Source organism: Sphingomonas benefaciens (assembly GCF_052907485.1).
In genome coordinates this window covers 1,093,132-1,112,935 of the sequence record NZ_JBREIC010000001.1, presented here as the reverse complement: position 1 = coordinate 1,112,935, position 19,804 = coordinate 1,093,132, and the positions used below count along the sequence as shown (strand labels likewise).

Here is a 19,804-nt window from a genome sequence, read left to right as displayed (position 1 = left end):
GGATGATGATGACCCAGACCCAACATTGCGGCCTCGTCGCCGTCGTCGGTGCGCCCAATGCCGGCAAGTCGACGCTGGTCAATGCGCTCGTCGGCCAGAAGGTTGCGATCGTCAGCCCCAAGGCGCAAACGACGCGCACCAAATTGCTCGGCGTCGCCCTCCAGGATCAGGCGCAGATCCTGCTGGTCGACACGCCCGGCATCTTCGAACCGCAGCGGCGGCTCGATCGCGCGATGGTCGCCGCCGCCTGGGGCGGAACGGAGGGCGCGGATCTGATCGCCCTGGTCGTCGACGGCAAGGGTGGCATCGGGCCCAAGGTCGAGGGGATCGTCGACGCGCTGAAACACCGGACCGAGCCGAAGATCCTGGTGCTCAACAAGGTCGACGTTGCGGACAAGCCCAAGCTGCTGATCCACGCGGAGAAGCTCAATGCGATGATGACCTTCGCCGACACCTGGTTCGTGTCCGCGCAGACCGGCGACGGGCTGCCCGAGCTCAAGAGCGCGCTGGCGGCGGCGATGCCGGCCGGGCCGTGGCATTATCCGGAAGACCAGGTGTCCGACGCGACCGAGCGGGCGTTGGCCAGCGAGGTGACGCGCGAGCAGCTGTATCTGCAGCTCCACGCCGAACTGCCCTATGCCAGCGCGGTCGAGACAGAGGCCTATACCGAACGGCCCGACGGATCGGTCGAGATCCATCAGCAGATCCTGGTCGAACGGCCGACCCAGCGCGCGATCGTGCTGGGCAAGGGCGGCCAGCGCATCCGCGAGATCGGCGCGCGCGCGCGTACGGAACTGGCGGCGATCATGGGCTGCCCGGTCCACCTCTACCTGCACGTCAAGGTCAAGCAGGGCTGGGACGAAGACCGCGAAGTCTATCGCGACATGGGACTCGACTGGGTCGATTGAGCGGCGAGCACGGTGTCGACCCAGGCCGGCACCAGCTCTCCCGCCGCGCCCAGCTCAGACCGGGCGAAGAAGCCGCTGCCGGCGGATCGCTCCAGGTTGAGTTCCAGCGTGTCGGCGCCATAGGCGTCCGCCATCTGGACGAAGCCGGCGGCCGGATAGACGGCCCCGGACGTGCCCATCGACACGAACAGGTCGGCGGCGGCGAGCGCGGCCTCGATCCGGTCCATGTGGTAGGGCATCTCACCGAAGAAGACGATGTCGGGACGCAGGGCGAAGGTGCCGCAATTGGGGCATTCCGTCGCCGGCGGCAGTGCGTCCGTCCACCGTTCGCGCACGCCGCAGGCGGCGCACAGGGCGGATTGCAATTCGCCATGCATGTGGACCAGCCGCTCCGCCCCGGCGCGTTCGTGAAGGTCGTCGACATTCTGCGTCACGATCAGCAGGTCGCCCGTCCATTCGCGGTCGAGGCGGGCGAGCGCAGTGTGCGCGGCATTGGGCCGAACGTCCCTGAGCGCGGCGCGTCGCAGATCGTAGAAGCGATGGACCAGAGCGGGGTCGTGCGCCAGCGCCTCGGGCGTGCACACGTCCTCGACCCGGTGGCCTTCCCATAGGCCGCCCGGTCCGCGGAACGTCGCGATGCCCGATTCCGCAGAGACGCCGGCGCCAGTCAGGATGACGATATTCCGGATCCCGCCCATCGTCCCGACCTCCATGCGCGCGCTTAGCGCCCCTTGGCGCTGACCCGCCAGACCATGTTGCCGACGTCGTCGGCAATCAGCAAGGCGCCGGTGCGGTCGAAGGCGACGGTGACCGGCCGGCCGCGCGCCTTGCCGGATGCGTCGATGAAGCCGGTCACGACGTCGACCGCCTTGCCGCTGGGCCGGCCGTTGGCGAAGGGGACGTAGACGACCTTGTAGCCGTTGAGGTGGCCGCGGTTCCAGCTGCCGTGTTCGGCGATGAAGGCGCCGCCGGCGAAGCGTGCGGGCAGGCCGGTGCCGGTGTTGAACGCCATGCCGAGCGGCGCGACATGCGAGCTGAGGCTGTAATCCGGCAGGATCGCGCGGGCAACCAGATCCGGCCGCTGCGGCTGCACGCGCGGGTCGCGATGCTGGCCCCAATAGCTGTATGGCCAGCCGTAGAAAGCGCCCGGCGTCACCGCCGTCATATAATCCGGAACGAGATCGGGGCCGAGTTCGTCGCGCTCGTTGACCACCGTCCACAGTTGCCCGGTCTGCGGGTGGAAGGTCAGGCCGTTCGGGTTGCGCAGGCCGGTCGCATAGGGGCGATGGGCGCCGCTCGCGCGATCCACTTCCCAGATGCGCGCCCGCTCCTGTTCGGCCTCGATGCCGTTTTCGGTGATGTTGCTGTTGGAACCGATGCCAACGTACAGCTTGCTGCCGTCGGGACTGGCGGTCAGGCTCTTGGTCCAATGGTGATCGATCGGTCCGCCGGGAAGCTGCGTCAGGATCGTGCCCGGCGCCGTGATGCGGGTCTGGCCGGGGGTGAAGGGGAAGCGGACGATCGCATCGGTGTTGGCGACATAAAGGTCGCCGCCGACCTGCACGACGCCGAAGGGCGCATGGAGATGGTCGACCAGCACGCTGCGCTGGTCGACGCGGCCGTCGCCATCGCTGTCCCGCAGCAGCGTGATCCGGTCCGCGCCGCCCGTCTTGGCATGGCCGAAGCCCTGCACCCAGTTGACGATGATGTCCTTGGGCCGTTGCACCGGCTCGCTCGGCCCCTTGGGCTCGACGGCGAGGACGTCGCCGTTGGACAGCGTGTAGAGCTGGCGCACGTTGCGGAAATCGCCGGCATAGGGGCGCACGGTCAGGTCGCGCGGCACTGTCGGCACCGCGCCGTTCCGGGCGGTGACGCCGGCGACGTGCATCGGTGGCATGACATATTGGTTGATCGCCGGCAGCCGCGGATTGGGACCCAATTGCGTCGAGGGATCGCCGCCGCCGCGGGCGCCGCAACCGGCGAGCAGGGCGGCGGTGCCGGCGAGAAGGAGAAGCGCGCGCATCAGACCGTCTCCACCGTCGGTGCCGGCTCTGCGGCATAGCCGAGCCAGCTGGTCACCACGACCAGGGCCGCGACAATCGCGGACAGGATCAGCCCGGTCGGCACCACCGAGGTCCAGCCGTCGCGGCTGTGAATGAAGCCGTTGAGGATCGCCAGCACCAGCATCACCACGGTGAGCACACCGTGCAGCGCGCTGGCCCGTCGCCGCGTTCGCCCGCGATGGCGGATCGCGTCGACGATGCCGACGAGCGCCGCGAGCACCGCCATCACGCAGCCGCCCGCGATCAGCCAGACCGAGAAATTGGCCCATTGCATCCACGCGGTATTGGCATAGGCAATATCGCTGACGAGCGCCGCAGTGAAGAAAGCGAGCGGATAGGCGGCCAGCATCCCGTGGATGGGATGCGCCGTTCCGGCGGCGGTTAGGGTACGAGCCATGGGCATAGGTCCTCACCGGCTGCTGCTGGTCACAGCCTGACCACCCTTACGCACGAGCCGGCGTTACGGGTCCGGTCCGATCAGGGCGCTTCGGCGCGTGACGGGGTGTCGCCCCCTGTCGCCGCCGTCGATTCTCTGCCAAGGATGAGCCATGACCTACCGCCACCGCCTGCCCGCCCGGACCGCCGCATGACCGCGATCGGCATCTACGGCAGCGGCGGCCGCATGGGCCGCGCCATCGCCGATCTCGCCGAGGCGGAGGGCGCAACGCTCGCCGGCGGCACGGGGGCGGGCGGCGATCCGCTCGCGCTGGCCCGTCGTGCCGACGTGCTGGTCGATTTCTCGGTCGCCGCCGCGCTGGAGCCGCATCTCGCCGCGGCGCGCGCCACCGGGACGCCGATCGTGATCGGCACGACCGGCCTGTCCGCCGCGCAGCATGCGCTGATCGACGCCGCCGCGCAGGACGTCGCCGTGCTGCAGACCGGCAATACCTCGCTCGGTGTCGTGCTGCTCGCCCAGTTGGTGCGCGAGACGGCGACGCGCCTGGGCAGCGACTGGGACATCGAGATCGTCGAGAGTCATCATCGCCACAAGGTCGATGCACCCTCGGGCACCGCGCTGATGCTCGGCGAAGCGGCGGCCAGCGGGCGGGGCACGACGCTGGGCGAGGTGCGCGTCGACGGCCGCGCCGGGCTGACCGGCGCGCGCATGGAGGGGACGATCGGCCTCGCCTCGCTGCGCGGCGGCTCGGTCATCGGCGACCATACCGTCGTCTTCGCCAGCGAGGGGGAGCGGATCGAGCTGTCGCATCTGGCGCAGGACCGTTCGATCTTCGCCAAGGGCGCGGTGCGGGCGGCGCTATGGCTCGCGCCGCAGCGGCCCGGCCGATACCGGATGGCGGACGTGCTCGGCCTGTGAGGACGACGGCCGGGATCGTGCCGGCGGGGCAGGGGGCGGGATGAAGAAGGCGGACGTCTTCGAATTCTATCGGCGGCTGGCCGAGGTGAATCCGCATCCGGAAACCGAGCTCGAATCGAGCAATGCCTATCAATTGCTGGTCGCGGTGGTGCTGTCGGCACAGGCGACCGACGCCGGCGTCAACAAGGCGACGCGCCGCCTGTTCGAACAGGTGACGACGCCGGCAGAGATGGTCGCGCTCGGCGAGGCGGCGCTGAAGCAGCACATCAAGACGATCGGCCTGTTCAACACGAAGGCGAAAAACGTCATCGCTTTGTCCGAAGCGCTGGTCGCCGACCATGACGGCCAGGTGCCGGACGATCGCGCCGCGCTGGAGGCGCTGCCCGGGGTCGGGCGCAAGACGGCCAATGTCGTGCTCAACGTCGCCTTCGGCGCGGAGACCTTCGCGGTCGACACGCATATCTTCCGGGTCGGCAACCGCACCGGCCTCGCCCGCGGCAAGACGCCGCTGGCGGTCGAACTGAAGCTCGACAAGGCGACGCCGCAGCCGTTCCGCCTGCACGCGCATCATTGGCTGATCCTGCACGGCCGCTACGTCTGCAAGGCGCGCAAGCCGGAATGCTGGCGCTGCGTCGTCGCGGACCTGTGCGCGTTCAAGCCGAAGACGCCACCGCCGAAAGGTTCGTCGGCGGATGCGGCCGACGATCCGACGGCGTAAACAAAGGCTGGCGCAGCCGTCGCGCCTTTGCTAGGCGGGCGCTCCACGCACCCGTAGCTCAGCTGGATAGAGCGCTGCCCTCCGAAGGCAGAGGCCACAGGTTCGAATCCTGTCGGGTGCGCCAGCTTCCTTCATCGGTCCCGCCAAGCGCGCGTCAGAAGCGGACGCGCGTCGTGAAGCCGTAGCTGCGCGGGTTGCCGGGATAGCCCTGCACGATGCCGGTCGATTTGGTATAGCCGAGCAGGTTGATGAAATAGGCCTTGTTGAACAGATTCTCGACCCATAGCTGCAAATCCAGCCGCTCGTTGTCGAGCAACAGGCCGGCGCGCGTACTGGCGAGTGCATAGGCCGGGATCTCCGCCGCTGGATCGAGCGTGATCGTCGTATTCTGGCGCGAGCGCCAATTGACGTCGACGAGGCCATAGGCCTTGGTCGTCTCGTCCAGCCGTTGCGTATAATCGACCGTCAGGTCGCTGGTCCACACCGGTGCCCAGGCGACCTGCCGCCCGGTCAGGTCGCAGGTCGGCGTGGTTAATTGCCCCGGGCAGACTGAATTGGGGAAGGACGAATAGGTCGCCTTGTCATAGGCGATGAAGCCCTTGGTATGCAGGCCGGGAACCAGCCACGTCTCATTTTCCAGCTCGATGCCGCGCGAGGTCAGCGACCCGACGTTGGCGAGGAACTTGAGCGCGGTGTTGCCGACGCCGACCGCCTGGTTCGCCTGATAGTTGCGCACCTTGGTGTGGAAGGCGGTGAGATTGAGCAGGATGCGCCGGTCGAGGAACAACGATTTGATCCCCGCCTCGAAATTGTCCGCGGTTTCGCCCTTCACCGTCTGCGCCGCGCCGAGTGCGATCGCCGAGGCGACGCCGCTGTCGGGATTGCTGCTATTGTAGGGCAACAGGTTGAAGCCCGCCGATTTGTTGCCGCGGGCATATTTGCCGTAGACGAAGACGTCGCGGCCCGCCTGATAGCTGACGCCCGCCTCGCCGGACAGGGCGCGATCCCTCAGGCTGGTGTCGACCTGCCCCAGCTGCGCATTTGCGCCGGCGGGCGACAGGGCGCGGATCTGGGCGCTGGTGAGATTACCAAGGTTGGCGGCGACGACGCCGTTATAGGTCTGCGAACGACGTTCCCAGGTCTGGCGCAGGCCGATGTCGAAGGCCAGCCGGCGTGCGGCATCGGGGTGCCAGGTGGCGTTGCCGAACAGCGCCTCGGTATCGGTATGGAAGACCGCCTGGCTGCGGATGCCGAAGCCGGCAACGCGGTCGGCATAGGCGCCCAGCGCCCAGCTGCGGCCGCCAATCGTCGGGAAGGCATTGGTCGACGGATTGGCCGCCCAGATATTGTACTGGCGCCCGAAGCGGATGCGCGAATCGACCTGGAGCCGCTGGCGGCTGAGGAAGGCGCCGAACGTCGCCTCGACCGTGCGGCCGCGCGGCGTCTCCCAGCGCAATTCCTGCGAGACCTGCCGCTCGACGTTGCACGAGCCGTAGTCGGTGATCGCGTCGAGCTGCGTGTAATCGTTGTCATTGTTGGTGAAGCAGCTCCACCGCTGCCAGCCGGTGATCGAGGTGAAGGTGCCGAGGTCGCCGGGCGACCAGTCGATCTGGCCGCTGGCGCTGTCAAGGCTGGTGCGCGCGTCGAGCCGGCCATCGATGTTGATCAACCGGTTGCTGGCGGTGCCGGTGTTCAGCGTATAGCCCGCCGCCGCCATCCGCGCCTGCAGCGCCGCGGGATTGTAGATCGACAGGATGACCGGCGAAATGGTCGGGAAGGACTGGCGCGCATGCGTGCCGATCAGGCGGATGCTGAGGTCGTCGGCCGGCGTTGCGAGCAGCTGGCCGCGTAGACCCGAACCCTGGCGCGCATTCTGATACCGGTTGTTGTAGAGGTTGCGATAGGTGCCGTCGCGATCGCTATAGAAGGCCGACAGGCGCAACGCGAGCAGTCCGTCGACCAGCGGACCGGTGGCGCTGCCCTTGATCTCGGTGAAGCCGAAATTGCCGGTGCTTGCCTCGGCGGTCGCGCCCGGCGTGAAGCTGGGCTTCAGCGTGTTGATCAGCACCGCCCCGGCGGTGGTGTTCTTGCCGAACAGCGTTCCCTGCGGCCCGCGCAGCACCTCGACGTCGGCGAGGTCGTTGAAGTCATTCGACACCATGCCCTGCCGGCCGGTGTAGACGCCGTCGACGAAGACGCCGACGGATCCGTCTATGCCATCGGTGTTGAAGCCGTTGTTGCCGATGCCGCGGATGCCGAGGTTGAGCTGCTTCGGATTGGTCAGATAGACCGAGAAGGCCGGGATCTTGAACTGAAAGTTGGTGAAATTGGTGAGGTTCTGCCGGGTCAGCGTGGCGGCGCCGATCACCGTCACCGGGATCGGCACCTCCTGCACGTTTTCGCTGGTCTTGCGTGCGACGACGGTGATGTCGCGGCTGTCCTCGTCTCCAGCCGACGTGACAGGAGCGGTCGTGTCCGCTGCTGGCCCGGGGTTTTGCGGTGCGACGGTCTGCGCCAGTGCCGGCGCAGCGAATAGCGCGGCGCCGGCGAGCGAGGCGGCGATAACCCCGCGACGCGCGGTCGCATGAACCCAATCATTCATGTCTTGCCCCCCGGCAGCCGTCGTGCCCGCTGATCGAGCCGGTCGGCATCATCGTGCCCGGCGAGCCGATGCCGCCGGATGCCGAGGCGGCTAGACACGGTTCGTGACACGATGGTGACGGTTCGGCCCCATGGATGGCGCTGGCCAACCCGCCTTGCGAGGCAAAAGCACCGAACCTATAGCTTGCCGCCGCTGTTGAACCGGACACCCCGGCTGGCGCCCGCGATCCGTCGTGCGGCCGAAACAACGGGGAGGAGAGGCCATGTCATCGACCATCCAGGAACTCGAACGTCGTCGTGAAGCTGCACGGATGGGCGGTGGTGAGAAGCGTGTCGCCGCGCAGCACGCCAAGGGCAAGCTGACCGCGCGCGAGCGGCTCGACGTGCTGCTCGACGAGGGCAGTTTCGAAGAGGTCGACATGTTCGTCGAGCACAATTGCGTCGATTTCGGCATGGCGGATCAGGTGATCCCGGGCGACGGCGTGGTGACCGGATCGGGCACGATCAACGGCCGGCTGGTCTTCGTGTTCAGCCAGGACTTCACCGTGTTCGGCGGCTCGCTGTCCGAGCGGCATGCGCAGAAGATCTGCAAGGTCATGGACATGGCGATGAAGGTCGGCGCGCCCGTCATCGGCCTGAACGATTCCGGCGGCGCGCGCATTCAGGAAGGCGTGGCGTCGCTGGGGGGCTATGCCGAGGTGTTCCAGCGCAACGTGCTCGCTTCGGGCGTGGTGCCGCAGCTCAGCCTGATCATGGGGCCTTGCGCGGGCGGCGCGGTCTATTCGCCGGCGATGACCGACTTCATCTTCATGGTGAAGGATTCGAGCTATATGTTCGTCACCGGCCCGGACGTGGTGAAGACGGTGACCAACGAGGTGGTGACGCAAGAGGCGCTGGGCGGCGCGGTGACGCACACCACCAAGACCAGCGTCGCCGACGTCGCCTTCGAGGACGACATCGAGACGCTGCTGGCGGCGCGCGACTTCATCGACTTCCTGCCCGCGTCGAACCGAGAGGCGGCGCCAGAGCGGCCGACCGCCGACGCCTGGGACCGGATCGAGCCGAGCCTCGACACGCTGGTGCCGGCCAATGCCAACCAGCCGTACGACATGCACGAGCTGATCCGGAAGACCGTCGACGAAGGCGACTTCTTCGAGGTGCAGCCGGCGCATGCGGCCAACATCATCTGCGGCTTCGGCCGGATCGAGGGGCGCACCGTCGGCATCGTCGCCAACCAGCCGATGGTGCTGGCCGGCGTGCTCGACATCAATTCATCGAAGAAGGCGGCGCGCTTCGTCCGCTTCTGCGACGCCTTCGACATTCCGATCGTGACCTTCGTCGACGTGCCCGGCTTCCTGCCCGGCACGGCGCAGGAGCATAACGGCATCATCAAGCACGGCGCCAAGCTGCTGTTCGCTTATGCCGAGGCGACCGTGCCCAAGATCACCGTCATCACGCGCAAGGCCTATGGCGGCGCGTACGACGTGATGGCGTCCAAGCATCTGCGCGGCGACTTGAACTATGCCTGGCCGACCGCCGAGATCGCGGTGATGGGCGCCAAGGGCGCGGTGGAGATCATCTTCCGGGGGAAGACGCCGGAAGAGATCGCCGAACGCACCGCCGAATACGAGGCGCGCTTCGCGAACCCCTTCGTCGCGGCGAGCAAGGGCTTCATCGACGAGGTGATCCAGCCGCACTCCACCCGGCGGCGGATCGCGCTCGGGCTTCGCAAGCTACGGGGCAAACAGCTGGAAAACCCGTGGAAGAAGCACGACAATATTCCGTTGTGAGCCCTGCCCCTGCACATTATAAGGTCATGTGAAGGAGGCGCTGCATGCAGACTGAACGCGTGACCTTTCTGACCACCCCCGAACACAAGGCGTCACTCGACGCATTTGCCGCGAGCCAGGGCAAATCCGTTGGTCATGTCATGCGCGAGGCTTCGGCTATCTACATTGCGCAAGCCACCGCGGATGAGGACGAGCAGCAGCTGGCGACGCTTGTTCGTGAAGTGAACGCCGCCGTTCCGCGGATGCGTGCCGACATCAAGGAAGCGATTGCGAGCATGAGCCGTGCAAACGCCGTCGTGGATGCGGTCCTTGCCGGCGAAGGAGCAGGCGTATGAGCTTCCTTGGCGAGACGATGACGGCGCTTCGTAACGTCCTTCTGCTGCAAGAAGACGTTCGTCAGCTCAAGGATATGGCTACCAGTCAGAGCGGTCGGCTGGCCGCCCTCGCTGAAGCGCACGCCGCATTGCGCGACCGCGTCAGCCGGCTCGAAGGTGTGATCGAAGGCGCCGCGATGGCGACGCGGCAACGGCGGATCGAGGATTGACCAATCAGATGACCCTAGGCCGCCTCAATCATGTCGGCGTCGCGACGCCGTCGATCGCCCAATCGATCGAGACCTATCGCTCCCTGCTCGGCGCGACCGCGATCGGCGAGCCGTTCGACTTGCCCGCGCAGGGTGTCAAAGTGTGCTTCATCGACGCGCCCAACACCCAGATCGAGCTGATCCAGCCCTATGACGACAGCTCGCCGATCGCCGGTTTCCTGAAGAAGAACCCCGCCGGTGGACAGCATCATGTCTGTTTCGAGGTGCCGGACATCCACGCCGCCGTCGCCGGCTTCAAGGCGAAGGGCGCAACCGTGCTCGGCGAGCCGCGGATCGGTGCGCACGGCACGCCGATCGTCTTCGTGCACCCGCGCGACATGGGCGGGATGCTGGTCGAACTGATGGAAAGCCCGCGCGGGGACCATCACGGCTGATCCCCTTGAACCGCGCGCGCCGCCGGTCCATGGCCTCCGCAACGATGCGGACGGGCACGTTCCCTCCGCGATGCTGAGAGACGAGGGAGAGGCGGACATGGCCGTCGACCAATTGCTGACCGAGCGGCGCGGCGACGTGCTCGTGCTGACGCTCAACCGGCCGGAGCGGCTCAATGCCGCGCCGCCGTCGCTGTTCGAGGAGATCACGGCCGCACTGGCCGATCTGGGCGGCGCGCGGGCGATATTGATCCAGGGGGCGGGGCGCGCCTTCTGTTCGGGCGCCGATGTCGGTGCCGGTGCGCTGAGCTCCGCCGACCCCGGCGCGGCGACGCATGCGGCGCTGACCGACAGCTACAATCCCGCCATCCTCGCCGTCGCCGAGGCGCGGGTGCCGGTGGTCAGCGCGGTGCGCGGACCGGCCGCCGGCATCGGCTGCAGCCTCGCGCTCGCCGCCGATTTCTGCGTGGCGAGCGAGGGCGCCTATTTCCTGCAGGCATTCGTCAACATCGGCCTGGTGCCCGACGGCGGCGCGAGCTGGCTGCTGCCGCGGCTGATCGGCCGCGCGCGGGCAGCGGAGATGATGCTGCTCGGCGAGCGGGTGCCGGCCGCCAAGGCGCTCGACTGGGGCATGATCCACAAGGTCGTCGCCGACGAGGCGCTCGAGGCGGAGGCGTTCGAGCTGGCGGCCCGGCTGGCGGCGGGGCCAACGATGACGTTGGGGACGATCCGTCGCGGGCTGCACGCCGCGCTCGAAAGCGATCTCGCCACCGCTCTGGCGCGCGAGGCCGACGATCAGCGCGCGATGCGCGGCACCGCCGACGCGATGGAGGGCGGCATGGCCTTCCTCCAGAAGCGCGCGCCCGCATTCAAGGGGGCCTGACATGGCCGAGATCGAAACCAATATCGGCGAGGATGCCGGCAGCACCCGCGCACCCGCCGCTGCTCTGGAGCCGACACCACGGCCGAGCCATGCCGACTGGCAGGCCGCCGCCGCCAGGGAGGTGAAGGGCAAGGACCTGACCTGGCGCACGCCTGAGGGGATCGACGTCAAGCCGCTGTACACCGAGGCCGATGTCGAGGGCTGGGACCCCGGTCTGCCCGGTTTCGCGCCGTTCGCGCGCGGCGTGCGCGCGTCGATGTACGCGGGCCGGCCGTGGACGATCCGCCAATATGCCGGCTTCTCCACCGCCGAGGAATCGAACGCTTTCTATCGGCGCAACCTCGCCGCGGGGCAGAAGGGGTTGTCGGTCGCTTTCGATCTCGCCACGCACCGCGGTTACGACAGCGACCACCCGCGCGTCACCGGCGACGTCGGCAAGGCGGGCGTCGCGATCGACAGCGTCGAGGACATGAAGATCCTTTTCGACGGCATTCCGCTCGACCAGATGAGCGTCAGCATGACGATGAACGGCGCGGTGATCCCGATCCTCGCCTTCTTCATCGTCGCCGGCGAGGAACAGGGGGTCGAGCGCGCCAAGCTCGACGGGACCATCCAGAACGACATCCTCAAGGAGTTCATGGTCCGCAACACCTACATCTATCCGCCCGAGCCGAGCATGCGGATCATCTCGGACATCTTCGCCTATACGTCACGCGAGATGCCCAAGTTCAACAGCATCTCGATCAGCGGCTATCACATGCAGGAGGCGGGGGCGACGCAGCTCCACGAGCTCGCCTTCACCATCGCCGATGGCATCGACTATGTGAAATACGGCGTCGCCAGCGGGCTCGACATCGACAAGTTCGCAGGGCGTTTGAGCTTCTTCTTCGCGATCGGCATGAACTTCTTCATGGAAGTGGCGAAGCTGCGCGCCGCGCGGGTGCTGTGGCATCGCGCGATGACGCAGCTCGGCGCAAAGGACGAGCGCTCGAAGATGCTGCGCACCCATTGCCAGACGAGCGGTGTGTCGCTGACCGAGCAGGACCCGTACAACAACGTCATGCGCACGACGATCGAGGCGATGGCGGCGATGCTGGGCGGCACCCAGTCGCTCCACACCAACGCGCTCGACGAGGCGATCGCGCTGCCCACCGACTTTTCCGCGCGGATCGCGCGCAACACGCAGATCGTGCTGCAGGAAGAGACGGGGATGACCAAGGTCGTCGATCCGCTCGGCGGCAGCTATTATGTCGAGAGCCTGACGCAATCGCTCGTGGACGGCGCCTGGGCGTTGATCGAACGGATCGAGGCGGAAGGCGGCATGGCCAAGGCGGTCGCCGCCGGCTGGCCCAAGGCGATGATCGAGGAGGCCGCCGCCGCGCGGGCGGCGCGCGTCGATCGCGGCGAGGACGTGATCGTCGGCGTCAACAAATACCGGCTGCCCGGCGAGGCGCCGATCGATATCCTCAACGTCGATAATGTCGCGGTGCGTGAGGCGCAGGTACGGTGCATCCGGGCCGTCAAGGCCGCCCGCGACGAGGCCGCCTGCCAGCGCGCGCTTAGCGAATTGCGGGAGGGCGCGCGGGGCAACGCCAACCTGCTCGCCCTTGCGGTCGAGGCGGCGCGGGCGCGCGCGACGCTCGGCGAGATTTCGTCCGCGATGGAGGACGTGTTCGGCCGTTTCGGCACGCATCCGAAACCGGTCAAAGGCGTCTACGGTGGTGCCTATACCGATGACGAGCGCTGGGCGCGGCTGGTGCGTGGCGTCGAGGCAACCGAGCGGCGGCTCGGCCGCAAGCCGCGCATGCTGGTCGCCAAGATGGGGCAGGACGGCCACGACCGGGGCGCCAATCTGGTCAGCAGCATGTTCGGCGATCTCGGCTTCGAGGTCGTGCCCGGCCCGCTGTTCCAGACGCCGAAGGAGGCGAGCGCGCTCGCCCTGGAGAAGGAGGTCGACGTGGTCGGTGCCTCCAGCCTCGCCGCCGGGCACAAGACGCTGATCCCGGAGCTGATCGGCCATCTGAAGGACGCCGGGCGGCCCGACATCAAGGTGATCGCCGGCGGCGTCATTCCCGCGCAGGACTATCAGGCGCTGCGCGACGCGGGGGTGCAGGCGATCTTCGGCCCCGGCACCAATCTGATCAGGGCGGCGGAGGAGGTGCTGCGCCTGCTCGGCCACAATATGCCGCCGGAGGAGGACGCCGCGTGAACACGCTGCTACAGCCTTCGAGCGCGACGATGGACAAGGACGTGAATAGACCAATGACGGGCGTACGTAACGACTGGACCCGCGACGAGATCGCCGCATTGTTCGACCTGCCGTTCGACGAGCTGATGTGGCAGGCGCAGACCGTTCATCGCGCGCATCACGCGCCTGGCCAGGTGCAGCTCTCCACATTGTTGTCGATCAAGACCGGCGGCTGTCCGGAGGATTGCGGCTATTGCTCGCAGTCGGTCAGTGCGGACAGCGGCGTCAAGGCGACCAAGCTGATGGACGTGCGCGCGGTGCTGCAGGCGGCGGCGCAGGCCAAGGACAATGGCTCGACGCGTTTCTGCATGGGCGCGGCGTGGCGCAATCCCAAGGACCGCGACATGGACGCGATCGTCGCGATGGTCGAGGGCGTCCGCGGCATGGGCATGGAGACGTGCATGACGCTCGGCATGCTCGAGCCGCATCAGGCCGATCGCCTCGCCGCGGCGGGGCTCGACTATTACAACCACAATATCGACACCTCGCCGGAGCGGTACGGCGACGTGATCACGACGCGGACCTTTCAGGAGCGACTCGATACGCTCGATGCGGTGCGTTCGGCCGGGATCAACGTCTGCTGCGGCGGTATCGTCGGCATGGGCGAGACGCGGGAGGATCGTGTCGGCTTCGTCCACGCGCTGGCGACGCTGCCGGAGCATCCGGGCAGCGTGCCGGTCAACGCCCTGGTGCCGGTCAAGGGCACGGTGCTCGGCGACATGCTGGCCGACACGCCGCTCGCCAAGATCGACGAGATCGAGTTCGTCCGCACCGTCGCGGTGGCGCGGATCACGATGCCGGCCAGCATGGTGCGCCTGTCGGCGGGGCGCGAGAGCATGTCGGACTCGACCCAGGCGCTGTGCTTCATGGCGGGCGCCAATTCGATCTTCACCGGCGACAAATTGCTGACCGCGGGCAATGCCGGCGACGACAAGGACGCCGCGCTGTTCGCCAAGCTGGGCGTGACGCCGATGGCGGCGGAGTGCCGGCTGGCCGAGGCGGCGGAGTAAGTCCCCCCTCCCGCGTGCGGGAGGGGCTAGGGGGAGGGGCCGCCCTCCCCACCATCAGAACGATGCCCGCATGCGGACAGGCCCTCCTCCGGCCCCTCCCGCAAACGGGAGGGGAGAAGAGGATGTTCAAGAAAATCCTGGTCGCCAATCGCGGCGAGATCGCCTGCCGCGTGTTCCGCACCGCCAAGCGGATGGGGATCAAGACGGTCGCCGTCTATTCCGACGCCGATGCGCGCGCCCCGCACGTGCTGATGGCGGACGAGGCGGTGCGGCTCGGGCCGGCGCCCGCCGCGGAGAGCTATCTCAAGGCGGAGCTGATCCTGCTGGCGGCCAAGGAAACCGGCGCCGACTGCATCCACCCCGGATACGGCTTCCTGTCTGAGCGCGAGAGCTTCGCGCGTGCCTGTGCCGAAGCGGGCATCGCCTTCGTCGGGCCGCCGCCGAACGCGATCGCGGCGATGGGCGACAAGATCGAATCGAAGAAGCTCGCGAAGCAGGCCGGCGTCAACGTCGTGCCCGGCTATCTCGGCGAGATCGCCGACACCGACGAGGCGGTGCGGATCGCGGGCGAGATCGGCTATCCGGTGATGATGAAGGCCTCGGCCGGCGGCGGCGGCAAGGGCATGCGGCTTGCCTGGAGCGAGCAGGACGTGCGCGAGGGGTTCGAGGCGACCAAGCGCGAGGGGCTCGCGTCCTTCGGCGACGACCGCGTCTTCATCGAGAAGTTCATCGAGAGCCCGCGCCACATCGAGATCCAGGTGCTCGGCGACCAGCACGGCAATATCGTCTACCTCAACGAGCGCGAATGTTCGGTGCAGCGCCGCCACCAGAAGGTGGTCGAGGAGGCGCCGTCGCCGTTCGTCACGCCGAAGATGCGCGCGGCGATGGGCGAACAGGCGGTCGCGCTGGCACGGGCGGTCGGCTATTATTCGGCCGGCACGGTGGAGCTGATCGTTTCCGGTGCGGATACGACCGGCGAGAGCTTCTACTTCCTCGAGATGAACACCCGGCTGCAGGTCGAGCATCCGGTGACCGAGGAGATCACCGGGCTCGATCTGGTCGAGCAAATGATCCGCGTTGCGGCCGGGGAGCCGCTGGCCTTCGGGCAAGGCGACGTCGGGATCAACGGCTGGTCGATCGAGAACCGCATCTATGCCGAGGACCCGTATCGCGGCTTCCTGCCGAGCATCGGGCGATTGGTGCGCTACAATCCGCCGCAAGCTATCGATGCCGCGGCCCAACTGCCGTCATCCCCGCGGAGGCGGGGATCCATAACCCATGTCGCCGATGGAGCCGCCGACGTCGCGTCTCTGGATCCCCGCCTCCGCGGGGATGACGGTGAGGGGGGCAGGGACTTTGAACCCCAAGCCATCGTCCGTGTCGACGACGGCGTCGCCGAGGGCGGCGAAGTCAGCATGTTCTACGATCCGATGATCGCCAAGCTGATCACCTGGGCGCCGACGCGCGAGGCGGCGATCGATGCCCAGATCGCGGCACTCGACGCCTTCGAGATCGAGGGGCCGGGCACCAACATCGACTTCCTGTCGGCGCTGATGCAGCATCCGCGCTTCCGCGAGGGCCGGCTGACCACCGGCTTCATCGCCGAGGAATATCCCGACGGCTTCCACGGCGCCCCCGCTTCCGCTGAGCTGCTGCGCGATCTCGCCGCCATCGCCGCCTTCGCCGCGACGGCGCAGGCGGATCGCGCACGGCGCATCAACGGTCAGCTCGGCCACCGGCTCCGGCCGCCCGCCGACTGGGTCGTGCGGATCGGCGGCGTCGATCACGCGGTCAGCATCTCGACCGAGGCGATCGATGTCGACGGTCAACCGCTGGACATCGGCATCGAATATACCCCGGGCGATCGCCTGATCGAGGCGGAGCTTGCGGACGAGGCGCGTCTGTCGGTGCGGATCGCGCCGACCCGCACCGGCTTCCGGCTGACGGCGCGCGGCGCCAGCCATGTCGCGCGCGTCCTGCCCGCCCGCGTCGCGCCCTATGCGCGGCATCTGCTCGAAAAGGTGCCGCCCGACCTGTCCAAGTTCCTGATCGCGCCGATGCCGGGCCTGCTTGTCCGGCTCGACGTCGCGGCGGGCGACAAGGTCGAGGCCGGCCAGCCGCTCGCGGTGGTCGAGGCGATGAAGATGGAGAACATCCTGCGCGCCGAGAAGAGTGCGACGGTGAAGGCGGTCAACGCGGCGGCGGGCGACAGCCTGGCCGTCGATCAGGTGATCCTGGAACTGGAATGATCCGCGGCCGGCGGGCCGGTTCGCATCGTCCCCGCCGGTGCAAGTGGCACACTCTGCGACATAATAAGACTGGACAGGCCCCGGGTGTATTGACCACACACCACGCCATGGCTCGTGTTCCCGCCCTTCTGCTCGTCACCGCGGCGCTGGCCGGCTGCACCGTCGGCCCGAATTACCGACCGAAGGCTGCCGCCGAGCTTGGCGTGCCCGCGGCCTATTCCGTACCTGCGGCGGCAACGCCGGAGGATCTGACCCGCTGGTGGGCCAATTTCGACGATCCGGCGCTCGGCCAGCTGATCGAGCAGGCGCGGCTCGCCAATACCGACGTTGCGCAGGCGGTGGCCCGGCTGCGTCAGGCCCGCGAAGCGCTGATCCAAAGCCGCGCCCGACTGCTGCCGACCGTGTCGGGATCGGCGGGCTATCAGCGCAATGAGAATCTGCGGGGCGGCGGCCGGTCGTTCACGCTGCCCGACGGCACTGTCGTCGATACCGGCGGCGGCGGCACCAACAGCTTTTCCGCCGGCCTGTCGGCGAGCTACCAGCTCGGTCTGTTCGGCGAATTGCGGCGCACCGTCGAATCGAGCCGCGCGCAATATCAGGCCTCGGGCTTCGACTATGCCACGGCGCTGCTGACCGTCGAGAGCGAGGTCGCGTCCAACTACATCCTCGCGCGCGCCTATCAGGCGCAGCTCGCCAATGCGCGCGCCAGCCTGGCGATCCAGGACGACAATCTGGAGATCGCGGGTTTCCGGGTGCAGGCCGGCCTGGTCTCCTCCGTCGATGCCGAGCAGGCGCGGGCGCAGCGCGCCCAGACCGCCGCCACCGTGCCGCAGATCGAGCAGCAATATGCCGCCGCCGTCGCACGCATCGGCGTGCTGACCGGGCAGGCGCCGGGCGCGTTGCGCAGCCAATTGGCCGTGGTGCGCCCGATCCCGCGCGGGCCGGAGACGGTCGGGGTCGGTATTCCCGCCGACACCTTGCGCCGTCGCCCCGACGTCCGTTCCGCCGAGCGCGCGCTCGCCGCCGCCACCGCGCAGATCGGGGTCGCCAAGGCGGCGCTCTATCCGGCGCTGGCGATCACCGGCAACGTCAACACCAACGCCAGTGCGCTGGGCAGCCTGGGCAATGCGATCACCGGCAGCCTGTTCGCCGGCCTGACCCAGGCGATCTTCAACGGCGGCCGCCTGCGCAGCGTCGTCCGCGCCAACGAAGCCGCCACCGACGCGGCCTTGGCGGCCTACAAGGGCACGGTGCTGACCGCGCTCGAGGATATCGAGAATGCCATCGTCGCGCTCGATTCGGCACGGCAGCGCGAGATCCAATTTCGCATCGCCTACCAAGCCGCCAGCAACAGCGCGATCCTGGCCCGCAGCCAATATCGTACCGGCCTGACCGACTTCACGACGCTCAACACGCAGGAGGCGGCGCTGCTCTCGGCGCAGAACGGCTTGACCCAGGCGCAGTCCGACAAGGCGACCGCGCTGGTCGCGCTGTACAATGCGCTCGGCGGCGGCTGGGATCCGAACCTCATCCCAGAGGCGCCGCCACGCGGCGCCGTCGTTCCGACCGGCACGCCCGCTACCGACCCCCTTTCTTCCGGCACAGAGACCCGCTGATGGCCCAGGACACGGCAATGCAGACGACCGACGAGTTCCTGGGGGTGAAGCCGGTGCCGGCGTGGCGGCGCTACCTGAAATGGGTGCTGATCGTCGTCGGCGTCGTCCTGCTCGGCCTGCTGGTCAGCCGCTGCTTCGGCGGCAAGAAGGGCGCGGACTATGCCACCCAGGCGGCCGACCGCGGCGATTTGACCGTCAGCGTGTCGGCAACGGGCAAGCTCGCCCCGACGACTCAGGTGACGGTCGGCTCGCAGCTGTCGGGCCTGGTCACCAAGGTCGTCGTCGACGTCAACGATCGCGTCACCGCCGGCCAGCCGCTCGCGCTGATCGATCCGCAGCAAATCGACGACCAGATCAAGCAGCAGCAGGCGCAGATCGCGGCCAATGTCGCGCAGGTGAACCAGGCGCAGGCGACCGTGGCGGAGAGCCGCGCCCAGCTCGCCCGGCTGGAGGAAGTCTACAAGCTGTCGGGCGGTCGCGTGCCGTCGGGTACCGAATTGCAGACCGGCCGGGCCGATTATCAGCGTGCGGTCGCCGCCGCCAAGACCGCGCAGGCGAACGTCGCCGCGGCGCGCGCGCTGCTGGCGCAGAGCCAGACGCAGCGGGCGCGTTCGGTCATCCGCTCGCCGGTCAACGGCGTCGTGCTGGCGCGGCAGGTCGATCCCGGCCAGACCGTCGCCGCCTCGTTCAACACGCCGACGCTGTTCGTCATCGCCGAGGACTTGTCGAAGATGAAGCTGGAGGTGGCGATCGACGAGGCCGATGTCGGCGGCGTCAAGGTCGGCCAGAAGGCCAGCTTCACCGTCGACGCCTTCCCGGGCAAGACCTTCCCGGCGACGATCACCCGCGTCGACCTGGGCTCCAACCTGACGGTCAGCGCGGCGAGCACCTCCTCCTCGTCGACGACCAGCGCGACCTCGACCAGCAATCAGGTCGTTTCCTACGCCGCCGATCTGACCGTGGCCAATCCGACGCTCCAGCTGCGTCCCGGCATGACCGCGACGGCGGACATCATCACTTCCGAGAAGAAGGACGTGCTGCTCGTTCCCAACGCCGCCCTGCGCTTCAAGCCGTCGAGCGGCAACGCCTCGCAGAACGATGGCATTGCGGGTTCGCTGACCATGCGGCGTCCGCGTGGCGGCAACCAGCGCCAGGCGACGCTGGCGCGCGGCGCGACCCAGACCGTCTACGTCAAGGGTGCTGATGGCCAGCCGCAGCCGGTGCAGATCACCACCGGCGATACCAACGGCCAGATGACCGAGGTGCTGAGCGGCGGCCTGAAGCCGGGGATGCAGGTCATCACCGGCCAGCTCGCGGGCGGCGACTCGGGCTCCGGCGGTGGCGGCCGCTCGGGCGGCCGGCGCGCAGCGGGCGGGGCAGGCGGGGGCCAGCGTGGCCAGTAACCCGCCGCGCCCCGGCGGCGGCCCG

The 19,804-nt window shown here is 68.2% G+C and carries 17 protein-coding genes and 1 tRNA gene; 14 read left to right on the top strand and 4 right to left on the bottom strand.

What is annotated here, in order from left to right:
* The first annotated feature begins 8 nt into the window (after positions 1–8).
* Complete coding sequence (era, locus tag ACU5AX_RS05475; protein ID WP_446689958.1) at positions 9–908, top strand: GTPase Era; 900 nt, start codon at positions 9–11, stop codon at positions 906–908.
* On the opposite strand, the gene ACU5AX_RS05470 is transcribed toward era, so the two are convergent.
* From ACU5AX_RS05470 to ACU5AX_RS05460, 3 genes are read right to left on the bottom strand one after another with little or no spacing between them, the layout of a single operon-like run.
* Entirely contained in the window at positions 875–1,606 is a 732-nt protein-coding gene (locus tag ACU5AX_RS05470; protein ID WP_446689957.1) for an NAD-dependent deacylase, read from the bottom strand. The two genes, era and ACU5AX_RS05470, sit on opposite strands and share 34 nt — an antisense overlap.
* Before the next feature lie 23 nt (positions 1,607–1,629).
* On the bottom strand, positions 1,630–2,931 hold the full coding sequence (locus ACU5AX_RS05465; protein WP_446689956.1) for a PQQ-dependent sugar dehydrogenase: 1,302 nt from the start codon (positions 2,929–2,931) through the stop codon (positions 1,630–1,632).
* A complete protein-coding gene (locus ACU5AX_RS05460; protein ID WP_446689955.1) occupies positions 2,931–3,368 on the bottom strand; it encodes a DUF2231 domain-containing protein in 438 nt (145 codons plus the stop codon). Before ACU5AX_RS05460 ends, ACU5AX_RS05465 begins: the two co-directional genes overlap by 1 nt.
* 189 nt (positions 3,369–3,557) lie before the next feature.
* On the opposite strand from ACU5AX_RS05460, the gene dapB reads away from it, so the two are divergent.
* From dapB to ACU5AX_RS05445, 3 genes are all read left to right on the top strand, one after another.
* Positions 3,558–4,286 carry a 4-hydroxy-tetrahydrodipicolinate reductase gene (dapB, locus tag ACU5AX_RS05455; RefSeq protein ID WP_446689954.1) on the top strand — a complete coding sequence of 243 codons (729 nt, stop codon included), beginning with the start codon at positions 3,558–3,560 and terminating at the stop codon, positions 4,284–4,286.
* Between the two features lie 40 nt (positions 4,287–4,326).
* Positions 4,327–5,004, top strand: coding sequence for an endonuclease III (gene nth, locus ACU5AX_RS05450; RefSeq protein WP_446689953.1), 678 nt, complete (start codon positions 4,327–4,329; stop codon positions 5,002–5,004).
* A 47-nt stretch (positions 5,005–5,051) separates the two neighbouring features.
* Positions 5,052–5,128 (top strand) — tRNA-Arg (locus ACU5AX_RS05445).
* Positions 5,129–5,158: 30 nt separating this feature from the next.
* On the opposite strand, the gene ACU5AX_RS05440 is transcribed toward ACU5AX_RS05445, so the two are convergent.
* Positions 5,159–7,606, bottom strand: a complete 2,448-nt coding sequence (locus ACU5AX_RS05440) for a TonB-dependent receptor (RefSeq protein ID WP_446689952.1) — start codon at positions 7,604–7,606, stop codon at positions 5,159–5,161.
* A gap of 262 nt (positions 7,607–7,868) precedes the next feature.
* Here ACU5AX_RS05440 and ACU5AX_RS05435 point away from each other — a divergent pair, with 262 nt between their 5' ends.
* From ACU5AX_RS05435 to ACU5AX_RS05390, 10 genes are all read left to right on the top strand, one after another.
* Positions 7,869–9,395, top strand: coding sequence for an acyl-CoA carboxylase subunit beta (locus tag ACU5AX_RS05435; RefSeq protein WP_446689951.1), 1,527 nt, complete (start codon positions 7,869–7,871; stop codon positions 9,393–9,395).
* A 44-nt stretch (positions 9,396–9,439) separates the two neighbouring features.
* Positions 9,440–9,730 (top strand): hypothetical protein, encoded by a 291-nt coding sequence (locus ACU5AX_RS05430; RefSeq protein WP_446689950.1) that lies wholly within the window; start codon positions 9,440–9,442, stop codon positions 9,728–9,730.
* Positions 9,727–9,939, top strand: coding sequence for a hypothetical protein (locus ACU5AX_RS05425; protein ID WP_446689949.1), 213 nt, complete (start codon positions 9,727–9,729; stop codon positions 9,937–9,939). The genes ACU5AX_RS05430 and ACU5AX_RS05425 overlap by 4 nt, the downstream gene beginning before the upstream one ends.
* Positions 9,940–9,947: 8 nt before the next feature.
* Positions 9,948–10,373 (top strand): methylmalonyl-CoA epimerase, encoded by a 426-nt coding sequence (gene mce / locus ACU5AX_RS05420; RefSeq protein WP_446689948.1) that lies wholly within the window; start codon positions 9,948–9,950, stop codon positions 10,371–10,373.
* Positions 10,374–10,470: 97 nt separating this feature from the next.
* On the top strand, positions 10,471–11,253 hold the full coding sequence (locus ACU5AX_RS05415) for an enoyl-CoA hydratase-related protein (RefSeq protein ID WP_446689947.1): 783 nt from the start codon (positions 10,471–10,473) through the stop codon (positions 11,251–11,253).
* 1 nt (position 11,254) lies between these two features.
* On the top strand, positions 11,255–13,462 hold the full coding sequence (gene scpA / locus ACU5AX_RS05410; protein ID WP_446689946.1) for a methylmalonyl-CoA mutase: 2,208 nt from the start codon (positions 11,255–11,257) through the stop codon (positions 13,460–13,462).
* Between the two features lie 53 nt (positions 13,463–13,515).
* Entirely contained in the window at positions 13,516–14,511 is a 996-nt protein-coding gene (bioB, locus tag ACU5AX_RS05405; protein WP_446689945.1) for a biotin synthase BioB, read from the top strand.
* 122 nt (positions 14,512–14,633) lie between these two features.
* On the top strand, positions 14,634–16,760 hold the full coding sequence (locus ACU5AX_RS05400; RefSeq protein WP_446689944.1) for an ATP-binding protein: 2,127 nt from the start codon (positions 14,634–14,636) through the stop codon (positions 16,758–16,760).
* 107 nt (positions 16,761–16,867) lie between these two features.
* Positions 16,868–18,376 (top strand): efflux transporter outer membrane subunit, encoded by a 1,509-nt coding sequence (locus ACU5AX_RS05395; protein ID WP_446689943.1) that lies wholly within the window; start codon positions 16,868–16,870, stop codon positions 18,374–18,376.
* A 17-nt stretch (positions 18,377–18,393) separates the two neighbouring features.
* Entirely contained in the window at positions 18,394–19,779 is a 1,386-nt protein-coding gene (locus ACU5AX_RS05390) for an efflux RND transporter periplasmic adaptor subunit (RefSeq protein ID WP_446689942.1), read from the top strand.
* The last annotated feature ends 25 nt before the right edge of the window (positions 19,780–19,804 follow it).

Bases quoted from the DNA above. Each gene is read 5' to 3' on its own strand.
- era (WP_446689958.1), top strand. From the start codon at position 9: ATGACCCAGACCCAACATTGCGGCCTCGTCGCCGTCGTCGGTGCGCCC.
- ACU5AX_RS05470 (WP_446689957.1), bottom strand. From the start codon at position 1,606: ATGGGCGGGATCCGGAATATCGTCATCCTGACTGGCGCCGGCGTCTCT.
- ACU5AX_RS05465 (WP_446689956.1), bottom strand. From the start codon at position 2,931: ATGCGCGCGCTTCTCCTTCTCGCCGGCACCGCCGCCCTGCTCGCCGGT.
- ACU5AX_RS05460 (WP_446689955.1), bottom strand. From the start codon at position 3,368: ATGGCTCGTACCCTAACCGCCGCCGGAACGGCGCATCCCATCCACGGG.
- dapB (WP_446689954.1), top strand. From the start codon at position 3,558: ATGACCGCGATCGGCATCTACGGCAGCGGCGGCCGCATGGGCCGCGCC.
- nth (WP_446689953.1), top strand. From the start codon at position 4,327: ATGAAGAAGGCGGACGTCTTCGAATTCTATCGGCGGCTGGCCGAGGTG.
- ACU5AX_RS05440 (WP_446689952.1), bottom strand. From the start codon at position 7,606: ATGAATGATTGGGTTCATGCGACCGCGCGTCGCGGGGTTATCGCCGCC.
- ACU5AX_RS05435 (WP_446689951.1), top strand. From the start codon at position 7,869: ATGTCATCGACCATCCAGGAACTCGAACGTCGTCGTGAAGCTGCACGG.
- ACU5AX_RS05430 (WP_446689950.1), top strand. From the start codon at position 9,440: ATGCAGACTGAACGCGTGACCTTTCTGACCACCCCCGAACACAAGGCG.
- ACU5AX_RS05425 (WP_446689949.1), top strand. From the start codon at position 9,727: ATGAGCTTCCTTGGCGAGACGATGACGGCGCTTCGTAACGTCCTTCTG.
- mce (WP_446689948.1), top strand. From the start codon at position 9,948: ATGACCCTAGGCCGCCTCAATCATGTCGGCGTCGCGACGCCGTCGATC.
- ACU5AX_RS05415 (WP_446689947.1), top strand. From the start codon at position 10,471: ATGGCCGTCGACCAATTGCTGACCGAGCGGCGCGGCGACGTGCTCGTG.
- scpA (WP_446689946.1), top strand. From the start codon at position 11,255: ATGGCCGAGATCGAAACCAATATCGGCGAGGATGCCGGCAGCACCCGC.
- bioB (WP_446689945.1), top strand. From the start codon at position 13,516: ATGACGGGCGTACGTAACGACTGGACCCGCGACGAGATCGCCGCATTG.
- ACU5AX_RS05400 (WP_446689944.1), top strand. From the start codon at position 14,634: ATGTTCAAGAAAATCCTGGTCGCCAATCGCGGCGAGATCGCCTGCCGC.
- ACU5AX_RS05395 (WP_446689943.1), top strand. From the start codon at position 16,868: ATGGCTCGTGTTCCCGCCCTTCTGCTCGTCACCGCGGCGCTGGCCGGC.
- ACU5AX_RS05390 (WP_446689942.1), top strand. From the start codon at position 18,394: ATGCAGACGACCGACGAGTTCCTGGGGGTGAAGCCGGTGCCGGCGTGG.